This is a genomic window from Rhodopirellula sp. J20-39 (assembly GCF_057365095.1).
In genome coordinates this window covers 4,222,093-4,238,068 of the sequence record NZ_CP195123.1, presented here as the reverse complement: position 1 = coordinate 4,238,068, position 15,976 = coordinate 4,222,093, and the positions used below count along the sequence as shown (strand labels likewise).

Annotated in this window: 13 protein-coding genes and 1 tRNA gene; 6 read left to right on the top strand and 8 right to left on the bottom strand. The window is 53.9% G+C overall.

Going from position 1 to position 15,976, the window contains the following annotated elements; all coding sequences use genetic code 11:
- The first annotated feature begins 171 nt into the window (after nt 1–171).
- Nucleotides 172–885, top strand: a complete 714-nt coding sequence (locus ACR3ZL_RS15460; RefSeq protein ID WP_473652224.1) for a phosphoribosylanthranilate isomerase — start codon at nt 172–174, stop codon at nt 883–885.
- A gap of 42 nt (nt 886–927) precedes the next feature.
- Nucleotides 928–1,012, top strand: a tRNA-Leu gene (locus tag ACR3ZL_RS15455).
- A gap of 255 nt (nt 1,013–1,267) precedes the next feature.
- On the opposite strand, the gene ACR3ZL_RS15450 is transcribed toward ACR3ZL_RS15455, so the two are convergent.
- A complete protein-coding gene (locus ACR3ZL_RS15450) occupies nt 1,268–2,128 on the bottom strand; it encodes a hypothetical protein (RefSeq protein ID WP_473652225.1) in 861 nt (286 codons plus the stop codon).
- 166 nt (nt 2,129–2,294) lie between these two features.
- Between ACR3ZL_RS15450 and ACR3ZL_RS15445 the strand changes: the two genes are divergently transcribed.
- Nucleotides 2,295–2,891, top strand: a complete 597-nt coding sequence (locus tag ACR3ZL_RS15445; RefSeq protein ID WP_486172747.1) for an integrase core domain-containing protein — start codon at nt 2,295–2,297, stop codon at nt 2,889–2,891.
- A gap of 87 nt (nt 2,892–2,978) precedes the next feature.
- Here ACR3ZL_RS15445 and ACR3ZL_RS15440 read toward each other — a convergent pair whose 3' ends face one another.
- Both ACR3ZL_RS15440 and ACR3ZL_RS15435 read right to left on the bottom strand, forming a co-directional pair.
- Entirely contained in the window at nt 2,979–3,839 is an 861-nt protein-coding gene (locus ACR3ZL_RS15440) for a hypothetical protein (RefSeq protein ID WP_473652227.1), read from the bottom strand.
- Nucleotides 3,840–4,686: 847 nt separating this feature from the next.
- The gene (locus ACR3ZL_RS15435) at nt 4,687–6,150 is read right to left on the bottom strand and encodes a RecQ family ATP-dependent DNA helicase (protein ID WP_473652228.1); all 1,464 of its coding nucleotides are present in this window, start codon (nt 6,148–6,150) and stop codon (nt 4,687–4,689) included.
- 395 nt (nt 6,151–6,545) lie between these two features.
- Here ACR3ZL_RS15435 and ACR3ZL_RS15430 point away from each other — a divergent pair, with 395 nt between their 5' ends.
- The 3 genes from ACR3ZL_RS15430 to ACR3ZL_RS15420 all read left to right on the top strand — a co-directional run bounded on the left by ACR3ZL_RS15430 (nt 6,546) and on the right by ACR3ZL_RS15420 (nt 10,937).
- Nucleotides 6,546–6,725: a hypothetical protein gene (locus ACR3ZL_RS15430; protein WP_473652229.1), complete on the top strand. Its 180-nt coding sequence runs from the start codon at nt 6,546–6,548 to the stop codon at nt 6,723–6,725.
- Nucleotides 6,726–6,901: 176 nt separating this feature from the next.
- Complete coding sequence (locus ACR3ZL_RS15425; protein WP_473652230.1) at nt 6,902–9,463, top strand: PSD1 and planctomycete cytochrome C domain-containing protein; 2,562 nt, start codon at nt 6,902–6,904, stop codon at nt 9,461–9,463.
- Nucleotides 9,464–9,473: 10 nt separating this feature from the next.
- Nucleotides 9,474–10,937, top strand: coding sequence for a DUF1501 domain-containing protein (locus ACR3ZL_RS15420; protein ID WP_473652231.1), 1,464 nt, complete (start codon nt 9,474–9,476; stop codon nt 10,935–10,937).
- Nucleotides 10,938–10,980: 43 nt separating this feature from the next.
- On the opposite strand, the gene ACR3ZL_RS15415 is transcribed toward ACR3ZL_RS15420, so the two are convergent.
- The 5 genes from ACR3ZL_RS15415 to ACR3ZL_RS15395 all read right to left on the bottom strand — a co-directional run bounded on the left by ACR3ZL_RS15415 (nt 10,981) and on the right by ACR3ZL_RS15395 (nt 15,949).
- Nucleotides 10,981–12,351 carry an MFS transporter gene (locus ACR3ZL_RS15415; protein ID WP_473652232.1) on the bottom strand — a complete coding sequence of 457 codons (1,371 nt, stop codon included), beginning with the start codon at nt 12,349–12,351 and terminating at the stop codon, nt 10,981–10,983.
- 140 nt (nt 12,352–12,491) lie between these two features.
- Nucleotides 12,492–13,697, bottom strand: a complete 1,206-nt coding sequence (locus tag ACR3ZL_RS15410; protein WP_486172746.1) for an AI-2E family transporter — start codon at nt 13,695–13,697, stop codon at nt 12,492–12,494.
- Nucleotides 13,694–14,359: a LemA family protein gene (locus ACR3ZL_RS15405; protein WP_473652234.1), complete on the bottom strand. Its 666-nt coding sequence runs from the start codon at nt 14,357–14,359 to the stop codon at nt 13,694–13,696. Before ACR3ZL_RS15405 ends, ACR3ZL_RS15410 begins: the two co-directional genes overlap by 4 nt.
- A gap of 64 nt (nt 14,360–14,423) precedes the next feature.
- Nucleotides 14,424–15,215, bottom strand: coding sequence for a TPM domain-containing protein (locus tag ACR3ZL_RS15400; protein ID WP_473652235.1), 792 nt, complete (start codon nt 15,213–15,215; stop codon nt 14,424–14,426).
- The gene (locus ACR3ZL_RS15395) at nt 15,215–15,949 is read right to left on the bottom strand and encodes a hypothetical protein (RefSeq protein ID WP_473652236.1); all 735 of its coding nucleotides are present in this window, start codon (nt 15,947–15,949) and stop codon (nt 15,215–15,217) included. The genes ACR3ZL_RS15400 and ACR3ZL_RS15395 overlap by 1 nt, the downstream gene beginning before the upstream one ends.
- Nucleotides 15,950–15,976: the final 27 nt, after the last annotated feature.

Below are 15,976 nucleotides of genomic sequence, written 5' to 3'. Positions count from 1 at the left end.
TGTCCGCTCCCCCACCTGGCTTACTCGCATCAGGCCGCTGATGTGATTTCGAGCGGCGGTTGCCGTGCCAAGCCAGCACGATGCACAACCCATGTTTTGTATCGGCTATCTGGGTCGCAACGCTGAGTAAACCTGTGCGGATCGCACCAACTGAAACACCACACCAGCTCCATGCCCCATTCGCACGCCAACGTCGCTCCCTTTCACATCAAAATCTGCGGTATTCGCACGCTCGACGACGTTCAAGCGTGCGTGGACGCCGGAGTCGATTGCATCGGATTGAACTTCTACCCGCCTAGCGTCCGGTATCTGAACCCCTGCGATGACGATACCCAAGCAATCAATACCAACGCACGCAAAGGCGGTTTGTATCGAGTTGGTTTGTTTGTCAACGAAGACTTAGCGAAGGTGATCCAACTCGCCGAGAAGTTGGAATTGGACGCGGTGCAGTTTCACGGTGATGAAACCGTCGCCGACGTCCGGCAGGTTTTGCAGACGGGCATTCCAGTCATACGAGCAATCCGACTACCGCCGGTGGCAATGACCGCCGACCAGGTCCACGGTCACGTCGAACCTTGGATCGACCCTGCCATCACGCTATTGCTCGATGCAGACGCCGGAAGCCAATACGGAGGTGGCGGGAAACAACTGCACTGGCCCTCGATCGCTGAGTGGGCTGGGAAGCACGCTGAGCCCAAGGATCTATCCTGGATCCTTGCTGGCGGCTTAACCCCTTCGTGCGTCAGTGAGGCCCAGCGAATCAGCACGGCCGATCGTGTCGATGTTGCCAGTGGCGTCGAAAATCCGCGTGGTACCAAGTCCGCAGAACTGATTCGCGAATTTGTCCAAGCATGCCGGCATGGGGGCGTTGACGAAACCGCCTGACTTTCCGACACTCTCCACTTCTGCAGCCCCAGACGTGCAAAAGCGGCCGTGGCGGAACTGGCAGACGCGCTAGGTTGAGGGCCTAGTGGGAGTTAATCCCGTGGAGGTTCGAGTCCTCTCGGCCGCATTCGATAAACCCCGTGATTCACGGGGTTTTTTCGTGCGCGGACCCAAACCAGGCTCTCGCTCCAAATCCTCTAAATTGCCAGCAAATGACTCAAATAGACTCAAATGAACTGAAGTTGGTGCATCCGTTCGCGTGACACTGTCGTCACCCAGATCCCAGCCGCTGCCACCGTGTCTACTAATTGCGGGTCTGCGTGGGGCGTCATCGTCAACGAGATATTGCTGTGTCGCGTAGCCGCTTGGCCCCTTCAGCCCTCTATTCTGATTCTCGCCATACTTTCTTGGCCGATGTTAAATCGATTGGTGTTCTCGCTCGCTCGAGAAGTTCACGCTTTTGTATGTCGATGCCGTCAACCCTACATTTTACTGGTGCGGCACAAAATGGGGAGATGTTAAGCCTGCGAATAATATCGAGCAGACGGTACGAAACAATAAGGCCGCCACAGTGCACTCGGTTGATTTCAAAAAAATCTTGTCCATTCCACAGGCTAGCTTCCACTGTGGGGGCGCCGTATTTAGCTGGAACCTCTTCAGGTTTCCAAGGTAGTTTTTCTAAAATGCTACCCGTGCGTACAGGCGAAATGCGACCGTGCCCGCAGATTTTGCATTTTGTGTGGATACGACCGCAGCTTTCACAAGTCATGGATTCATTGCATACCGGACACTTGATCGGAGATTCGGACTTGCCGAAGACCAGTGGTACTCCGAGCGGGCGTCTTGGACTCGGGAGGTTCACGATGCCGCCGGGTTCCGATTCGAGTCCCTCGAGTGCGACCACACGAGTAACGAAGTTATTGAGATCGCAATGCTTAAATAGGTCAATGACTCTTTTGGTGAAAATCCAGTCGAGCCCATCCCACAATATTGGGGCAGCTTCGGTTACTGTCAAAGTTCCTTTGGTTTCTAACCAGTAGTGGCCGCAGTCCATATATTTGCATTGGACTTCTCTGTCCGTGACAACCACTTCACCGCGAGGAGGCGTCTCGTAAAACAACCAGCCCTCGTCGTCGTCGGTCGAAAACGCCCAGTCGCTTTCGGCGAGAGTCTCGAATTCAATTCTGTAAAAAAAGCCGGTTTCAAATCGACCGCTAGTGCTGTAATGAACAACATCCATCATCTATTCTCCGAACCAGTGAAAAAGCTCCCTAACTGAATTACCAAAGTCTCTCGGCCCGCCCAGTATAGCACCATAGAACTCTCGGTATAACGTTGTCCTCATCCTCTCATCAGCACCTAGCTGCCTAGGGACGTAACTCGGTTGTTGCGTGTTTGAGTTCAGTGTGATGGGAAATGCAGACGGTGGCATCATTCGCCAAGCTGCCGAGCGTCCGAATCACGTTTGGTCGATCGACTTCATCTTTGACCGAACCAAAAACGGTCGATCACTGAAAATTCTTTCGGTGATTGATGAGTTCACTCGCGAGTGCATTGCCCTTGAGGTCGGTCGGAAGTTTACCGGTGATGACCTGGTGAAATTACTGAGCGAGTTGTTTGTGATCCGCGGCGTCCCGTCATTTATTCGTTGCGACAACGGGCCGGAGTTCATCAGCAAGTCGGTTCGCACGTTCTTGGACTTCATCGAGGTGGGCACGTCATACATCGAACCGGGAAGCTCCTGGCAGAACGGCTACGCCGAAAGCTTCCACAGTCGGTTTCGCGACGAATGCTTGGCCTGCGAGTTGTTCGGCAGCTTGGCTGAGGCTCAGGCCGTGATTGAATCCTGGCGTCAAACTTGCAACCACCGTCGTCCACACAGCGGGCTTGGTGGTCTCACCCCGGCGGAGTTTGCCTCGCAGTGGGCTGCTTCCGCTACGGTCGCTGCGTTCCCTCCGCGGAAGCAGCCCACTGCGAATTCTGTTACCCAATCCCTACTCTCATAACACTGGACCAGGAATTGGGGGCATTCCAAGTTGTCATCGTCAACGAGATATTGCTGTGTCGCGTAGCCGCTTGGCCCCTTCAGCCCTCTATTCTGATTCTCGCCATACTTTCTTGGCCGATGTTAAATCAATTGGTGTTCTCGCTCGCTCGAGAAGTTCACGCTTGTGTATGTCGATGCCGTCAACCCTGCATTTTACTGGTGCGGCACAAAATGGGGAGATGTCAAGCCTCCGAATAATATCGAGCACACGGTACGAAACAATAAGGCCGCCACAGCGCACTCGGTTGATTTCAAAAAAATCTTGTCCATTCCACAGGCTAGTTTCCACTGTGGGGTCACCGTATTTAGCTGGAACCTCTTCAGGTTTCCAAGGTAGTTTTTCTAAAATGCTACCCGTGCGTACAGGCGTAATGCGACCGTGCCCGCAGACCTTGCATTTTATGTGGATACGACCGCAGCTTTCACATGTCATGGATTCATTGCACACCGGACACTTGATCGGAGATTCGGACTTGCCGAAGACCAGTGGTACTCCGAGCGGGCGTCTTGGACTCGGGAAGCTCACGATGCCGCCGGGGTCCGTTTCGAGTCCCTCGAGAGCGACCTCACGAGTGACGAAGTTATTGAGATCGCAATGCTTAAATAGGTCAATGACTCTTTTGGTGAAAATCCAGTCAAGCCCATCGAACAATATTGGGGCACGTTCGGTTACTGTAAAAGTTCCTTTGGTTTGTAACCAGTAGTGGCCGCAGTCCATATAATTGGATTGGATTTCTTCGTCCGTGACAACAACTTCACCGCGAGGAGGCGTCTCGTAGAACAACCAGCCCTTGTCGTCGTCGGTCCACATCGCCCACTCGCATTCGTCGAGAGTCTGGAATGCTACACTGTAAAAAAAGCCGGTCTCAAATCGACCGCTAGTGCTGAAATGAACAACATCCATCATCTATTCTCCGAACCAGTGAAAAAGCTCCCTAACTGAATTGTCAAAGTCTCTCGGCCCGCCCAGTATAGCAGCATAGAACTCTCTGTATAACGTTGTCCTCATCCTTTCATCAGCACCTAACTGGCTAGCGACGTAGCTCGGTTGTTGCGTGTTTGAGTCCAGTGTGATGGGAGTTGCGTGAACGCAAAATTTGCGGTCCACGCAACAAGGATGTAATCACGTGAGACACAAGGCACTGAAGTGAGTTTGGCCAAGAACTCGTGCTAACGGTTGAACACGATATTTCCGGTCGCCTTCATCCCCTCAAACACCCATGCTCTGCTGGAGCTGTCCTGCTAACTCAGATGCGTTAGAGGCGGGCGTCCACTACCCGAAGCTTCAAGCTGCACTGTTGGCTACTCGCCTATTCGAATGGCGACATCTGAGTGTCGCCTCCAGTGAGCCCCGTATGTCGCCACGGTCAAAATCGCTCGCATTGCTGCACTCGTGAAGGAATTAGACTAGATAAAGAACTGGCGGAGCGAGTTCGTCATTTCTTCTAGATGAGCAAGTAGACGCTCAAACTGCGAAGCGTCAAAAACAGTGGCAATCGCGTTAATTAGAGCTGTACTTGGGTCACAGCTGTTCGATATGGCAAGCTGGTGCATCCATTGGTGCATCCGAACAACCACATCATGATTTACACTGCGTTTCACGACCTTCTTGAGGCAAGCTGCATTGGTTGAGAGTCTATCCAGTAGTAGGGTGCGTGCTAGCACGCACCCTACCGCTGGCTGTCTCGCCCATGACCTTGTCGCCTAGATGCAAAACGTTTTCTGGACGTTTTGTCGGAGACTACTGTGAATGCTCAAGCCACCTCAGCGTTCGCGAGACCGCATTGGTCGCAAACACATTGGATCGGTGCGTTTGTCGCTTTTCCGCTGAAGTGTTCTGTAAGCTGACTCCACCGACAGCGTGACGATTCAGCGTACTCCACCATTTCCTGCACCGCTACCTGCCGCGACTCGCTACGTGCAACGGTTTCATCGGCCAAAATATCAGCTTGTTCATGTTGCAAATCAGGCTGTAGTAAAGTCCACTTTCCTCGTCCGATTGGCGCGACAATCCCACGCGACGCCAGAAGTTGAAAACACGTCTTCAGCATGCTCGGTCCTAACGGACTGAGTTCTTTGAGTTGCTTCAACGACACGGACTCCGTTTTGTGACGTTCCTGTCCCAAAGCAAGAGTTCGGTGAGCGGTGGCGATCTTGGTAGAGTCGATGCTGCCGCCAGCAAACATCTTGCGAAGGTCACTATTGGATCTCTCATACAATAACGTGCATCTTGCAAGATTGCCGTCTCGACCCGCTCGCCCAACCTCTTGGTAATAGGCATCTAACGATCCAGGCAGATCGACATGGATCACCTGTCGAATGTCCTGTTTGTCGATGCCTAGCCCAAAGGCATTCGTGGCGAACATCACCGTTGGTTGATCATTCATGAAACGGTTTTGCGATTCCAGACGATCGGCCTTACGCATGCGACCGTGATAGCTAAGACCACCGAGACTCTTTGCAAGCTGGTCAGCGGTCTTTGTGGTGCTGCAATAGACAATCGCGGGTTCGGTTCGATCGAGTTCTCCTTCGATGTTCAGCAATTGCCGAAGCTTAGAAAGTTTCTCGTCCGCCGAGTGAACCGTTGCGACGTCGAGAGCGAGGTTTGGACGGTAGACTCCTGTTCGGATTGTTTGCACGTTCGTCATCCGTAGAGATGCAACGATTTCGTCAGCCGTTCTTCTAGATGCCGTTGCAGTCAACGCCACGATCGGTGGATTTCCGAGGCGTTGGCGAACGTACCGCAGGCAAAGATAGTCTGGGCGAAAGTCGTGGCCCCATTGGCTGACACAGTGAGCTTCATCAACGACCATCAGGGCGGTACCAACGGATGCAATCAGTTCGCAAAGGTCAGTGCTCTGCAGACGCTCCGGCGTCGTCAGAACGAATTTCACGTCGCCCGCTTCAATACGCTCCCTGGCCCGATCAACCTGCTTTTTCGATCGAAAGCTATTGAGCACAACCGGCTCGTGACCGATCGCCTTGATATGCTCTGCTTGATCTTGAGCCAGAGAGATCAACGGGCTCACGATAACGGTGATTCCATCCAACAGTGATCCAGCAAGTTGGTAGCAAAGACTCTTTCCGCTACCCGTGGGCATAATCGCCATCGTGTCGCGACCGTCGAGGATCGACTGACAAGCTTCTCGCTGCCCCGATCGAAACTCAGAAAACCCAAAAAGTTGCTGAAGCGAGGCTTCCAGTGTTTGACGCGTCATCCGTTGGGTATGTCCTGTGAATTGACCAGGGCGGAGTCGGACGGCGTTGCGATACGCCGCTTGTAAGATTGATCGTTATGTCCCTCGGCGACCATGCCGACGTATTCGCTTGCATCAACATCTCAGCTAGCAACGAAGCCAGGTTGATCAAAAAAGCTGAGTTCTGTCGGATTGGGCCTTGCGCGGCTGCACGTGCGATGCCTTAACGGCACTTTGCCGTGCTGTGCATGAAGGCGAATCAGCGAGCCCAGTAAGGACCGCATGCGGTGTCGTGAATACGTTGCACGAGTTTGCAAACGACGTGCCAACGGGTTTCCGAAGTAAATCAATTTGCGAGGCGCTGGCAATGGAACAGCGACGACTTGCGGAACCTGCGATCGAATCAGCCGACCCGATTGAATCGCGTTGCCCGGTCGTATGGCGACGGTATCGACCTTGGCGGGCTAACCGTCGTTGATCTTTTGCCTGGCAGCGAAACACTCGGCGCGAATGAGGCGACCGTCTTTCATCGATCCGAGGTGGTGGTGACGAAATTGCCGCCAGCGATTACTTCGTCGACAAGTTCGTTTCGCTAGGCTTAACCTTGCCAAGGGCTCGAAGGTCGAACAGACGAATAATAGGACGCAAGATGTCGGCATTTTGGCTGATGCCGAAAGTTTGCCATGGTTTCTTCAGGTGTCTGACATTAGGCTGATTTTCTGACAGTCGAACTTGACTGTCAGGCGTTCTAGCTCTTGATTTGACTCTATCGATGTTTGTCCTACGCTCATCGCTTCTCTTCACTGTGCTCGTCGGGCTAGCTAGTCTGAACACTCAGGTTCAGGCCGAAAACCCGGTCGACTTTGGTCGTGAAATACGCCCGTTGCTCGCGGACCGTTGTTACCTTTGCCACGGTCCAGATGAATCGAGCCGTCAAGCGGACCTTCGGCTGGACGACCGCGAGGACATGCTCCGAGTACTGGATCTTGATGATGTCAATGATTCCGAACTCATCTCGCGAGTCATTTCAGATGATCCTGATGAGGTCATGCCGCCGCCCGCTGGCCATAAGCCCAAGCTGACAACCGCTGAAGTTGACCTGCTGCGGCGGTGGATCAAGCAAGGAGCGAAGTTTGACCAGCATTGGGCTTTTCAGCCACCGGAACGTGCCGTGTTTGAGTCTAGCGGTCTTCGACTTGCCGACCAAATTGATCAGCTCGTCAACCAACGTCACGTCGCTGAAAAGCTGTCGCCCGCCCGACCAGTCGAGCCCGCAAAGTGGCTTCGCCGCGCGAGTTTGGCACTGACCGGATTGCCACCGAAGCGTGTCGAGATGGTCGAATTTGAACAACAGGTTCAACGCGACGGCGATTCCGCCTATGAGCGTGCTGTCGATCACCTGCTTTCTCGTGACACATTCGGCGAGCGGATGGCTCTGGAGTGGATGGATGTCGCTCGCTACAGCGACACCAACGGCTACCAGCAAGACGCTTACCGCATGAATTGGCCATGGCGAGATTGGGTGACGGGCGCTTTCAATAGGAACATGCCGTTTGACAAATTCACGGTGCTCCAGATCGCGGGGGATTTGCTACCAGATGCAACCGACGAAGATCGGCTTGCAACGGCGTTCAATCGCAACCACATGATCAACGGTGAAGGCGGTGTGATCCCGGAAGAGTCGTTGGCGAAAACCGTCTTTGATCGCGTTGAAACGACAGCGACCGCTTGGCTCGGCCTGACCATGAATTGCTGTCAGTGCCACGACCACAAGTTTGATCCGCTGCGACAACGTGACTACTACGCCATGACCGCGTTGTTTAACCGAACGGGCGAGTCAGCAACTGCGGATCGACGCTTCACCGCCCTTCGTGGCGATTCCAATAGCGGAGCCGATTCCGGTAAACAACGAACGTATTGGCTGGACTCGCCAGTGCTTGCGTTTGGAAGCGATAAAGATAAAGGCGAGATCCAGCGGTTGCAGGGTTTGGTGACTCAAGCCGAGACGGCCTTAGAATCGCAACGTTCCACCTTTGAACCGGAAGTTCATGCTTGGGTCAGAAGGCTAAGAGGGAATCCAGAACTGCAACAAAAAGAGATCCCTGACCCCGCTAAGCGTAAGCACATCGAATCGGCGAAATTAGCCGAACCGACTGACAACGGCACGATTCAGTTGACCAAGTTCTATCTGGCCAATCATGAACCGTGGGCAGGCTTGGTTCGCGAAGTTGACCAAGCGAAAAGTTTGCTTGGCGCGGCCCAGGAGCGTGTTCCGCTTGTGATGGTCATGTCCGACGACGAACCACGCGAGACCCATGTTTTGAATCGCGGAAGCTATGATTCGCCCGGCGAATTGGTCACCTCGAATCTTCCTGAATTCTTGCGATCTGGTGAGTCTTCCGAGCCGATCGACAGGTTGGAGTTTGCTAGGTGGATGGTTAGCGATCAGAACCCGCTGACCGCTCGCGTCATCGTCAACCGATACTGGCAGCTGATGTTCGGTCAGGGGTTGGTGGCGACGCCAGATGACCTTGGAATTCAAGGTTCGTACCCAAGTCACCCAAAGCTGCTGGATCACTTAGCGGCCAGTTTTCGAGATGGTGGATGGAACCTGAAACGACTTCTTCGGGAAATCGCTTTGTCGAAGACGTTTCGGCAAAGTTCGGACGTGACGCGATCGCAATTCGAACTCGACCCTGACAATATTCTGCTAACGCGAGGTCCCGGTTACCGACTCGATTCCAGGTTGATCCGAGATCAAGCTTTGGCTCTATCAGGACTCTTGCGACACCAGGTTGGTGGTCCTTTCGTTTTCCCGTATCAGCCAGATGGCGTGTGGGAGTCCGTATCGCTTGGAAAGAACGAATATGAACCGGACAGTGAAGTTGGACTTTATCGCCGTAGCCTATATACGGTCTGGCGACGAGCGGTCGCGCCCACGATGTTCTTCGACACACCGACACGCCGGAATTGCAGCGTCCAGAGGCAGGAAACCAACACGCCGATGCATGCCTTGGTAACACTCAATGATGTCACGTTTACTGAAGCGGCAAGGGTCTGGGCTGAAGCGTCGGTCGGCCGAACTCCCAAAGACTTCCTGACGGACGCGTTCTTCAGTGCAACGGGAAGACGTTGCACTGAAACGGAACTGTCAGTCTTAGTTGCTGCTCACGAAGACCATGTCGCATTTTACCGGGACCGTCCTGAAGACGCTGAACGCCTGCTGAAGATCGGCGCTACGTCGCCAACGGGCGAAATTCCAAAGACAGACCACGCGGCCTGGACGAATACGCTGACCATGCTATTGAATCTTGACGAAACTTTGAAACTCTAGGCAGAACATCATGGGTAGCTTTCGTTCTGAATCGATATCGGATCCCGCGTCTTCCATCATGCACTGGAACCGACGATCGTTTCTTGAATCGTCGGGAATCGGTTTGGGTGCCCTGGCTATCAACCATTTGCTAGGCAAGGAGTCAGCAGCGTCCGAGGCGGCGTTGAAAGCCATCGCGCCGCGGGCAAAGCATGTGATTTACCTGATGCAGTCTGGTGGACCATCGCATGTGGATCTGTTCGAGGACAAACCTGAACTCAGTCGCCGCCAAGGCCAGGAAGTTCCCGCCAGCGTGTTGGAAGGCGTTCGTCAAACGACAATGACGTCTGGCCAAGGCTCGAAACCCTGCATGCCAGCCGAGTGGAAGGGTTCCCGGCGGGGTGAATGCGGCATGTGGGTCAGCGATCTGTTGCCGGAGACTGCTGCCATCGCTGACGAATTATGTTTTATCCAAAGCGTCCATGGGGACCAAATCAACCATGCCCCCGCGATGGCTGAAGTGCTGACGGGAAACATGTTTCCGGGGCGACCTAGCATGGGTGCTTGGTTGAACTACGGGCTGGGAAGTTTGACGGATGACCTTCCTTCGTTTGTCGTGATGACGTCACAGGACCGAGAGGCAACTTGCGGGCAGTTGTTCTATGACTATTACTGGGGAGCTGGCTTCTTGCCTGGTAAGTACCAGGGTGTGACCTTCAGGCCGGAAGGCGATCCAGTGCTTTATCTGAGTAACCCCGATGGCGTTCCTCGATCGCTTCGCCGCGGTTCACTCGACCGTTTGTCGCAGTTGAATCGTTTGTCACTCGAACGTGGATACGACGTGCAGACGGAAACGCGAATTGCGCAATATGAGATGGCGTTCCGAATGCAAACGAGCGTTCCGGACTTGGTGGATCTTTCGGGCGAAGATAGCAACACGCTGTCGCTTTACGGGGACGACGTTCAGCGACGTGGTAGTTTCGCATCAAACTGCCTGATGGCACGGCGTCTTGTTGAACGCGGTTGCCGTTTTGTGCAGCTAATGCACGCCGGTTGGGACCAGCACAACAATCTGCCGACGCAATTACCGATCCAGTGCAATGACACCGATAAGCCATCGGCTGGACTCGTGCGTGATCTAAAACGATTAGGTTTGTTGGACGAAACGCTGGTGATTTGGGGTGGTGAGTTCGGACGCACGCCGTTTACCCAGGGCGACATTCACAACCAAACGGCACATGGTCGCGATCATCATGCGAAAGCGTTTACGATTTGGATGGCCGGCGGTGGCGTCGAGCCAGGAAAGATCTACGGCGGAACCGATGAGTTCGCATTTCATGCGGTGGAAAACCCGGTCCATGTTCGAGACCTTCAAGCCACGATCCTTCACCTATGCGGTCTCGACCACAACCGACTGACCGTAAGGCACCAAGGTTTGGACATGAAGTTGACCGGCGTTGAACCAGCTCGCGTCGTCCAAGAAATCATTCGCTGACTCGTCAACGCTGCATCAAATCCGGACGATCACGAGTAAGTCTCTAGTTGGACGCCGCATCTTCCAGTTGCACACTTGCCGTGATCGGAGCGACGACGCTTCCGGCGCCGGGGCGTACCGAAAGCACGCGCGAAGCAATGAACTTCAAGTGACCTTTCGGCATCACGACGCCAACCAGAATTCCAAGGCAAATCAAACGCCCTGCCGACGAGAGCCCAAACAGGGTGTAGTACGTTTCATGACAACAGCCATACGAACTTAAAAGCGTCGCCCCGGCGATGGCGCCGGCGCAGATCGCGATTGATGCCGCGAAGTTGTAATAGGTCAGCATGCGTGTTCGCTGGTGGGCAGGCAGACTATCGAACAGTGTCAGGAACATGCCTAACTCATAGGCCGCCCATGCAAAACCGCTCATCAATTGAATGGAAGCGAGCCACCACAGACTCCCCGAGAAAATCCATAAACCGGCCAACGGAACTAAACCCAAGCCACCAAACCAAAGCACGCGATCGGCACCTCGCTTCTCCGCTACCCGAGCCCAGAAACCTGTAGCGGCCACTTTGGAAACGAAAGCAAGCGAGATGAGGCAAACGTAAGTGGAATAGCTCAGCTTCAATTCATTGAGCATGTAGGGAACGAAGAATGGTCCACTTAGCTGAATAAACACCTGCATGCTGACGAGGTAGATCAAGAGACGCTTGGCGGTTGCCGGAACGGAATTGACTTCGGCTTCGGCTTCGGCGGTTACTGTTGACTCCGCTGGCTTGTCTGCCATTGCCGCTGCCACTGCTGCTGGCTCCACGGTTTCTGTCCGATGCAAAAGCAACGCTGAAGCCAACCGCGAGACACCTGCGATGGCGAAAAGAACAGCAAAGGCTTCCAGTGTTCGGTCGTAACGAGCAGCTACGGACAGGATTCCACCGGCTATCATTAAGGCTAGGAACGTCGTGATCTGCTGCAGTCGAGTTCGTTGTGAAAAAAAGCGTACTCGACCGTCTCGGGGAACGATGTCTTCCACCCACGCATTCCACGCTGGACCTACCGATAAGCCGGCTGTCCAATACAACGAAGCGATCGTGATGATGGCGGTGAAGGAGAGATCGCCCCAAAACCCAGCGTAGACAAGAGGGACGAACGAGGCCGCTTGAATCGTCGCACCAAATACGATCCACCGTTTCAAACCTCCAAAACGGTTTACCAGGTGTGGCGTCATCAATTGCATAACGCCACCGATCATTACGGGAACGCTCGCAATGATGCCCGCGAGTGCCTCGCCGATACCAATGGCGAGCGCGAACGCCGCGAAATAGGTTTCTCCAAACCCAACCATGCCGCCAAAACAGGCTGCATCGCCTAAACTGCAATTCAGATTGCGTTGTTGGCTGGGCGAATATGCGGAGCGTGCAAGGAACATCAAGTGCAGTATCGAGAAGGGCTTCGTCAAACAGTTTTACTAAAATCAGACGTCACAGAGGTTCAATCGGTCGTCTAATTCCAAAACATTCGTAGATCAGAATCCATCACGCGTTGGTGCCACCGATCATCATCGGAGGCCTAAACTTGCTTTGACACCCCTTGATCTACACCGGTCGTGGACGATCGCCCCTTTGCTTGGTCGGTGTTCGCCGATGGTCCGCCGAGTACCGACGAGAGTGGCGTCATCGAATCCAGCTTTTCGCTAATCATCGTGATTGAAATCAAGATGGGAACCGCCAGAAAAACCCCCATCATGCCCCACATCCATCCCCAGACGACGATGCTTAGGAATACCAGCACAGAGCTGAGATGCATCGATTTCCCGAGAACGGACGGCGTGATGAATTGGCCTTCCAGGGTTGTCAGTGCCGCATACGTTCCGGCGACGATGAAAGCGTAGTAGGCGTGATCGAAATTGACCAGAGCGACGAAGAAAACGATCGCCACACCGCCGAGAGCCCCGACGATCGGAATGAAATTGAGCAACATTGCCGCTACGCCCCACAGTACCGGCGAAGGCATACCCAGTAGCCACATCGCTATCGCAATTGCCACCCCCAAACAAAAGTTGATTGCGGTCACCCAAGCTAGATAACTGCTAAGCGCGTCTTGCACATTTTCGAGAATCTCGACGAACCGTCGTTTCGATGAGAACGTCGGCAACGCTCCCATCGCGTTACTGATTAATTCATCTCCGGCCGCCATCAAGAAATACAAAAGAACGACCGCAATGGTTAAGAAGGACATGAAGTTGCCGGTTCCCGTGATCAGCGGCGTCGTTGCCGTCCAAGTCGGCTGTTTGATTTCGACCGGGACCGGTTTGTCCACTTCAGCGATTGCGTCGTCGTCAGCGGATGCCGCGATCTCTTCAGTTGCGTCATTGACCGATTCGATACGATCGAAGACGAAGGCCAACTTGTCCTTCGCCTCGGCAAGCGAACCAGGAATGTCTTCCATCATCGCCTGAGCAGGGCTCGCCAGCAGATAGGCTCCGCCGCCGATGACTGCGACGATCAGCATCAAGATCGCGGCTGCTGATATTGACGTCGGCACTCGCATCCGCGACAGCGTCCGAATGACTGGACGCACGGTCAAGTACGCGAAAACCGCGACTGCGATCGGGACGAAAAGATTCCTCCCGATATAGAGTGTGTAGATCGTCAAGAGTGCGAAACAACCACAAAGGGCGGCCGTTGCAACGCCCAAACGTGCGAACAGGCGTTCGATCGCCTGATCAGGAGATTCGGACGCCGTATCGTCGTCGGACTTGGACATTTCGATCATCGGTATACCGCAGTTGCATTTGATCGATGGAAGAGTGTGTCCAGAGTCGCGACACTTTCGTTCGTGCCAACCATTTTGCTCGAGGCCGCATCGGTCCCGAAATCAACCGCCGGTGCTTCACGGGCCTGCTCGTCCGTTAGCTGGAAATACTCAGCCTTATCGACGCCGGCAAATCCCGCCCAGATTCTGCCAGGGAACGCCCGCGTGTAGGCGTTGAATTCTTGGGCCACTTCGTTGTACCGACCTCGCTCGACGGCGATTCGGTTCTCTGTTCCTTCGAGTTGATCCTGAAGCTTTAAGAACGATTCATTGCTTTTCAGTTCTGGATATGACTCGCGAACAGCAATCAGCCTTCCTAGGGCACGCTCAAGCATGTTCGCCGCCGACGCTTTCTCACTCACTCCGTTGGCGTTGTTGTAGTTGGAACGTGCCTGGGCGACGCCGACGAAGACATCTTTTTCCTGAGCCGCCACTCCCTTGACGGTTTCGACCAAGTTTGGAATCAAGTCGTATCGCCGTTGCAGTTGGTTTTCAACCTGAGCCCAGGCGCCGGCAACCTCTTCGTCCATCACGACTACGCGGTTGTATCCCGAGATCCCGCAACCTCCAATCAGTAAAGCAAGGAAGCCGAGTACGATTAAAATAGGTAAATAACGCTTCATCTATCACTCTCCAAGTTAAGTTGTTCGTTTGATTTGTTAATGCACGTGTTCGGTGTGTAGTCAACTACCAACTGGCTCCACCGCCGCCTCCGCCGAAACCGCCTCCACCTCCGAAGCTTCCGCCGCCGAACCCACCTCCACCATAAGATCGACCACCACCGCTCCAGGTTGTAGTCGGTACGAGCCACCAACCACCGGAACTGCGACTGCGACGACCGCCACGGCCAGGCGGTCCGCGGCCGCGACTCGCTAGGTAGATCACCAACAAAACGATTAGAAGAAACAGGATCTGGGGAGCCCTTGAAACCTCTTGTTCTTCGGCGAAGCCTCGCGGTTGCGGAACACCCGTCAGTTCGACGCCTTTTGCCTGAGCGATCCGACTGGCAGCCCGCAAAGCAAGCTCTCGAAGTCCAGCCCCGTACGCTTGGTTGCGAAAATACTTTTGTGCGACGTCTCGCGATTGGGTCCCACACCAACTGTCGGGAAGAATGGGTTCGATCCCGTAACCAGTTTGTATCCGCACTTTGCGATCGGTAACCGCAAGCACGATCAGTGCTCCATCGTCCTCCGCTTCGTCACCCAGTTTCCAGCTATCAGCCGTTCGCTGTGCGAAGTCAAAGATATCTTCGCCGTCCGTCGACAAAAGAGTCAGAACTTTTAGCTGACTGCCGGTCTTAGTTTCTAATTCTTTCAGCCAAACTTCTAATTCATCTTCTTCGATATCGGAATATACATTCGCCAAGTCGACGACGAACGTCCCGTCATCACGGACAACAACGTCTGCACGGGCATCAAGAGTTAGAGAGCAGGCGATGCAGAACATCACCGCAAGCACAAAGCGACTCAGTGAATCCATTAGACTTCCACCGAGTCGACCCAATCAGAAAGTCCTGTCACTTCACTGACCATCGCCTTCACTACATCTAGGTCGTGACGACCATCGACCTTGATTGCTTCTCGACAGCCAGAAAGCTCACGCTGGGTAATTTCCTCGCAGCGATCGATCAGCGGCAACGGCAACAGCGGTGTGCGATCGCCCGACATCCAACTCAAGCCACGAAGCACTCGAACGAGCATGTCGGCTGCGTCTTCCTCTAGGAAAGCGATTCGATCGATACGTCCACCACTGGCGAGCACGCCTTGTTGCAAATGGGTGTCCAGCGATCGAAGATCGCGTTCGCACTGCAAACGAACAAGTTTCGGCTTTAGCTCTAGCTCTGAAAGCATTGGCTCTCCGAATACTGTCCGATGAAACTGATGAATGTCCAACCATTCCAAAGGGAAAACGTCACGTGACTGAACGATCGATTCAGGGGTGGTGATCAGCGGTGGGGAGATCCCGCGTTTGGCCGCTGCCTTGGAATGCTTAGCGAGCGTCAACAACTGATCAACACTTCGTTCAGCTAGCACGATCAAAAAGTGAATTCGATGCTCCTTGGGATTGTAGAACGTGGTGACGATCGGGCCGTAGACGGTCAGATTAACGAGGTTTTCTCCAAAGCATTGAGTCGCCTGGTCGGTAAACCATGACAAGGTCGCTTGAACCTCAGGGCTCAGTTCACACTGCGTCGACGGTATGCTTGTATTCATGTTCATATTTCCTAGACGGTAGCGTCG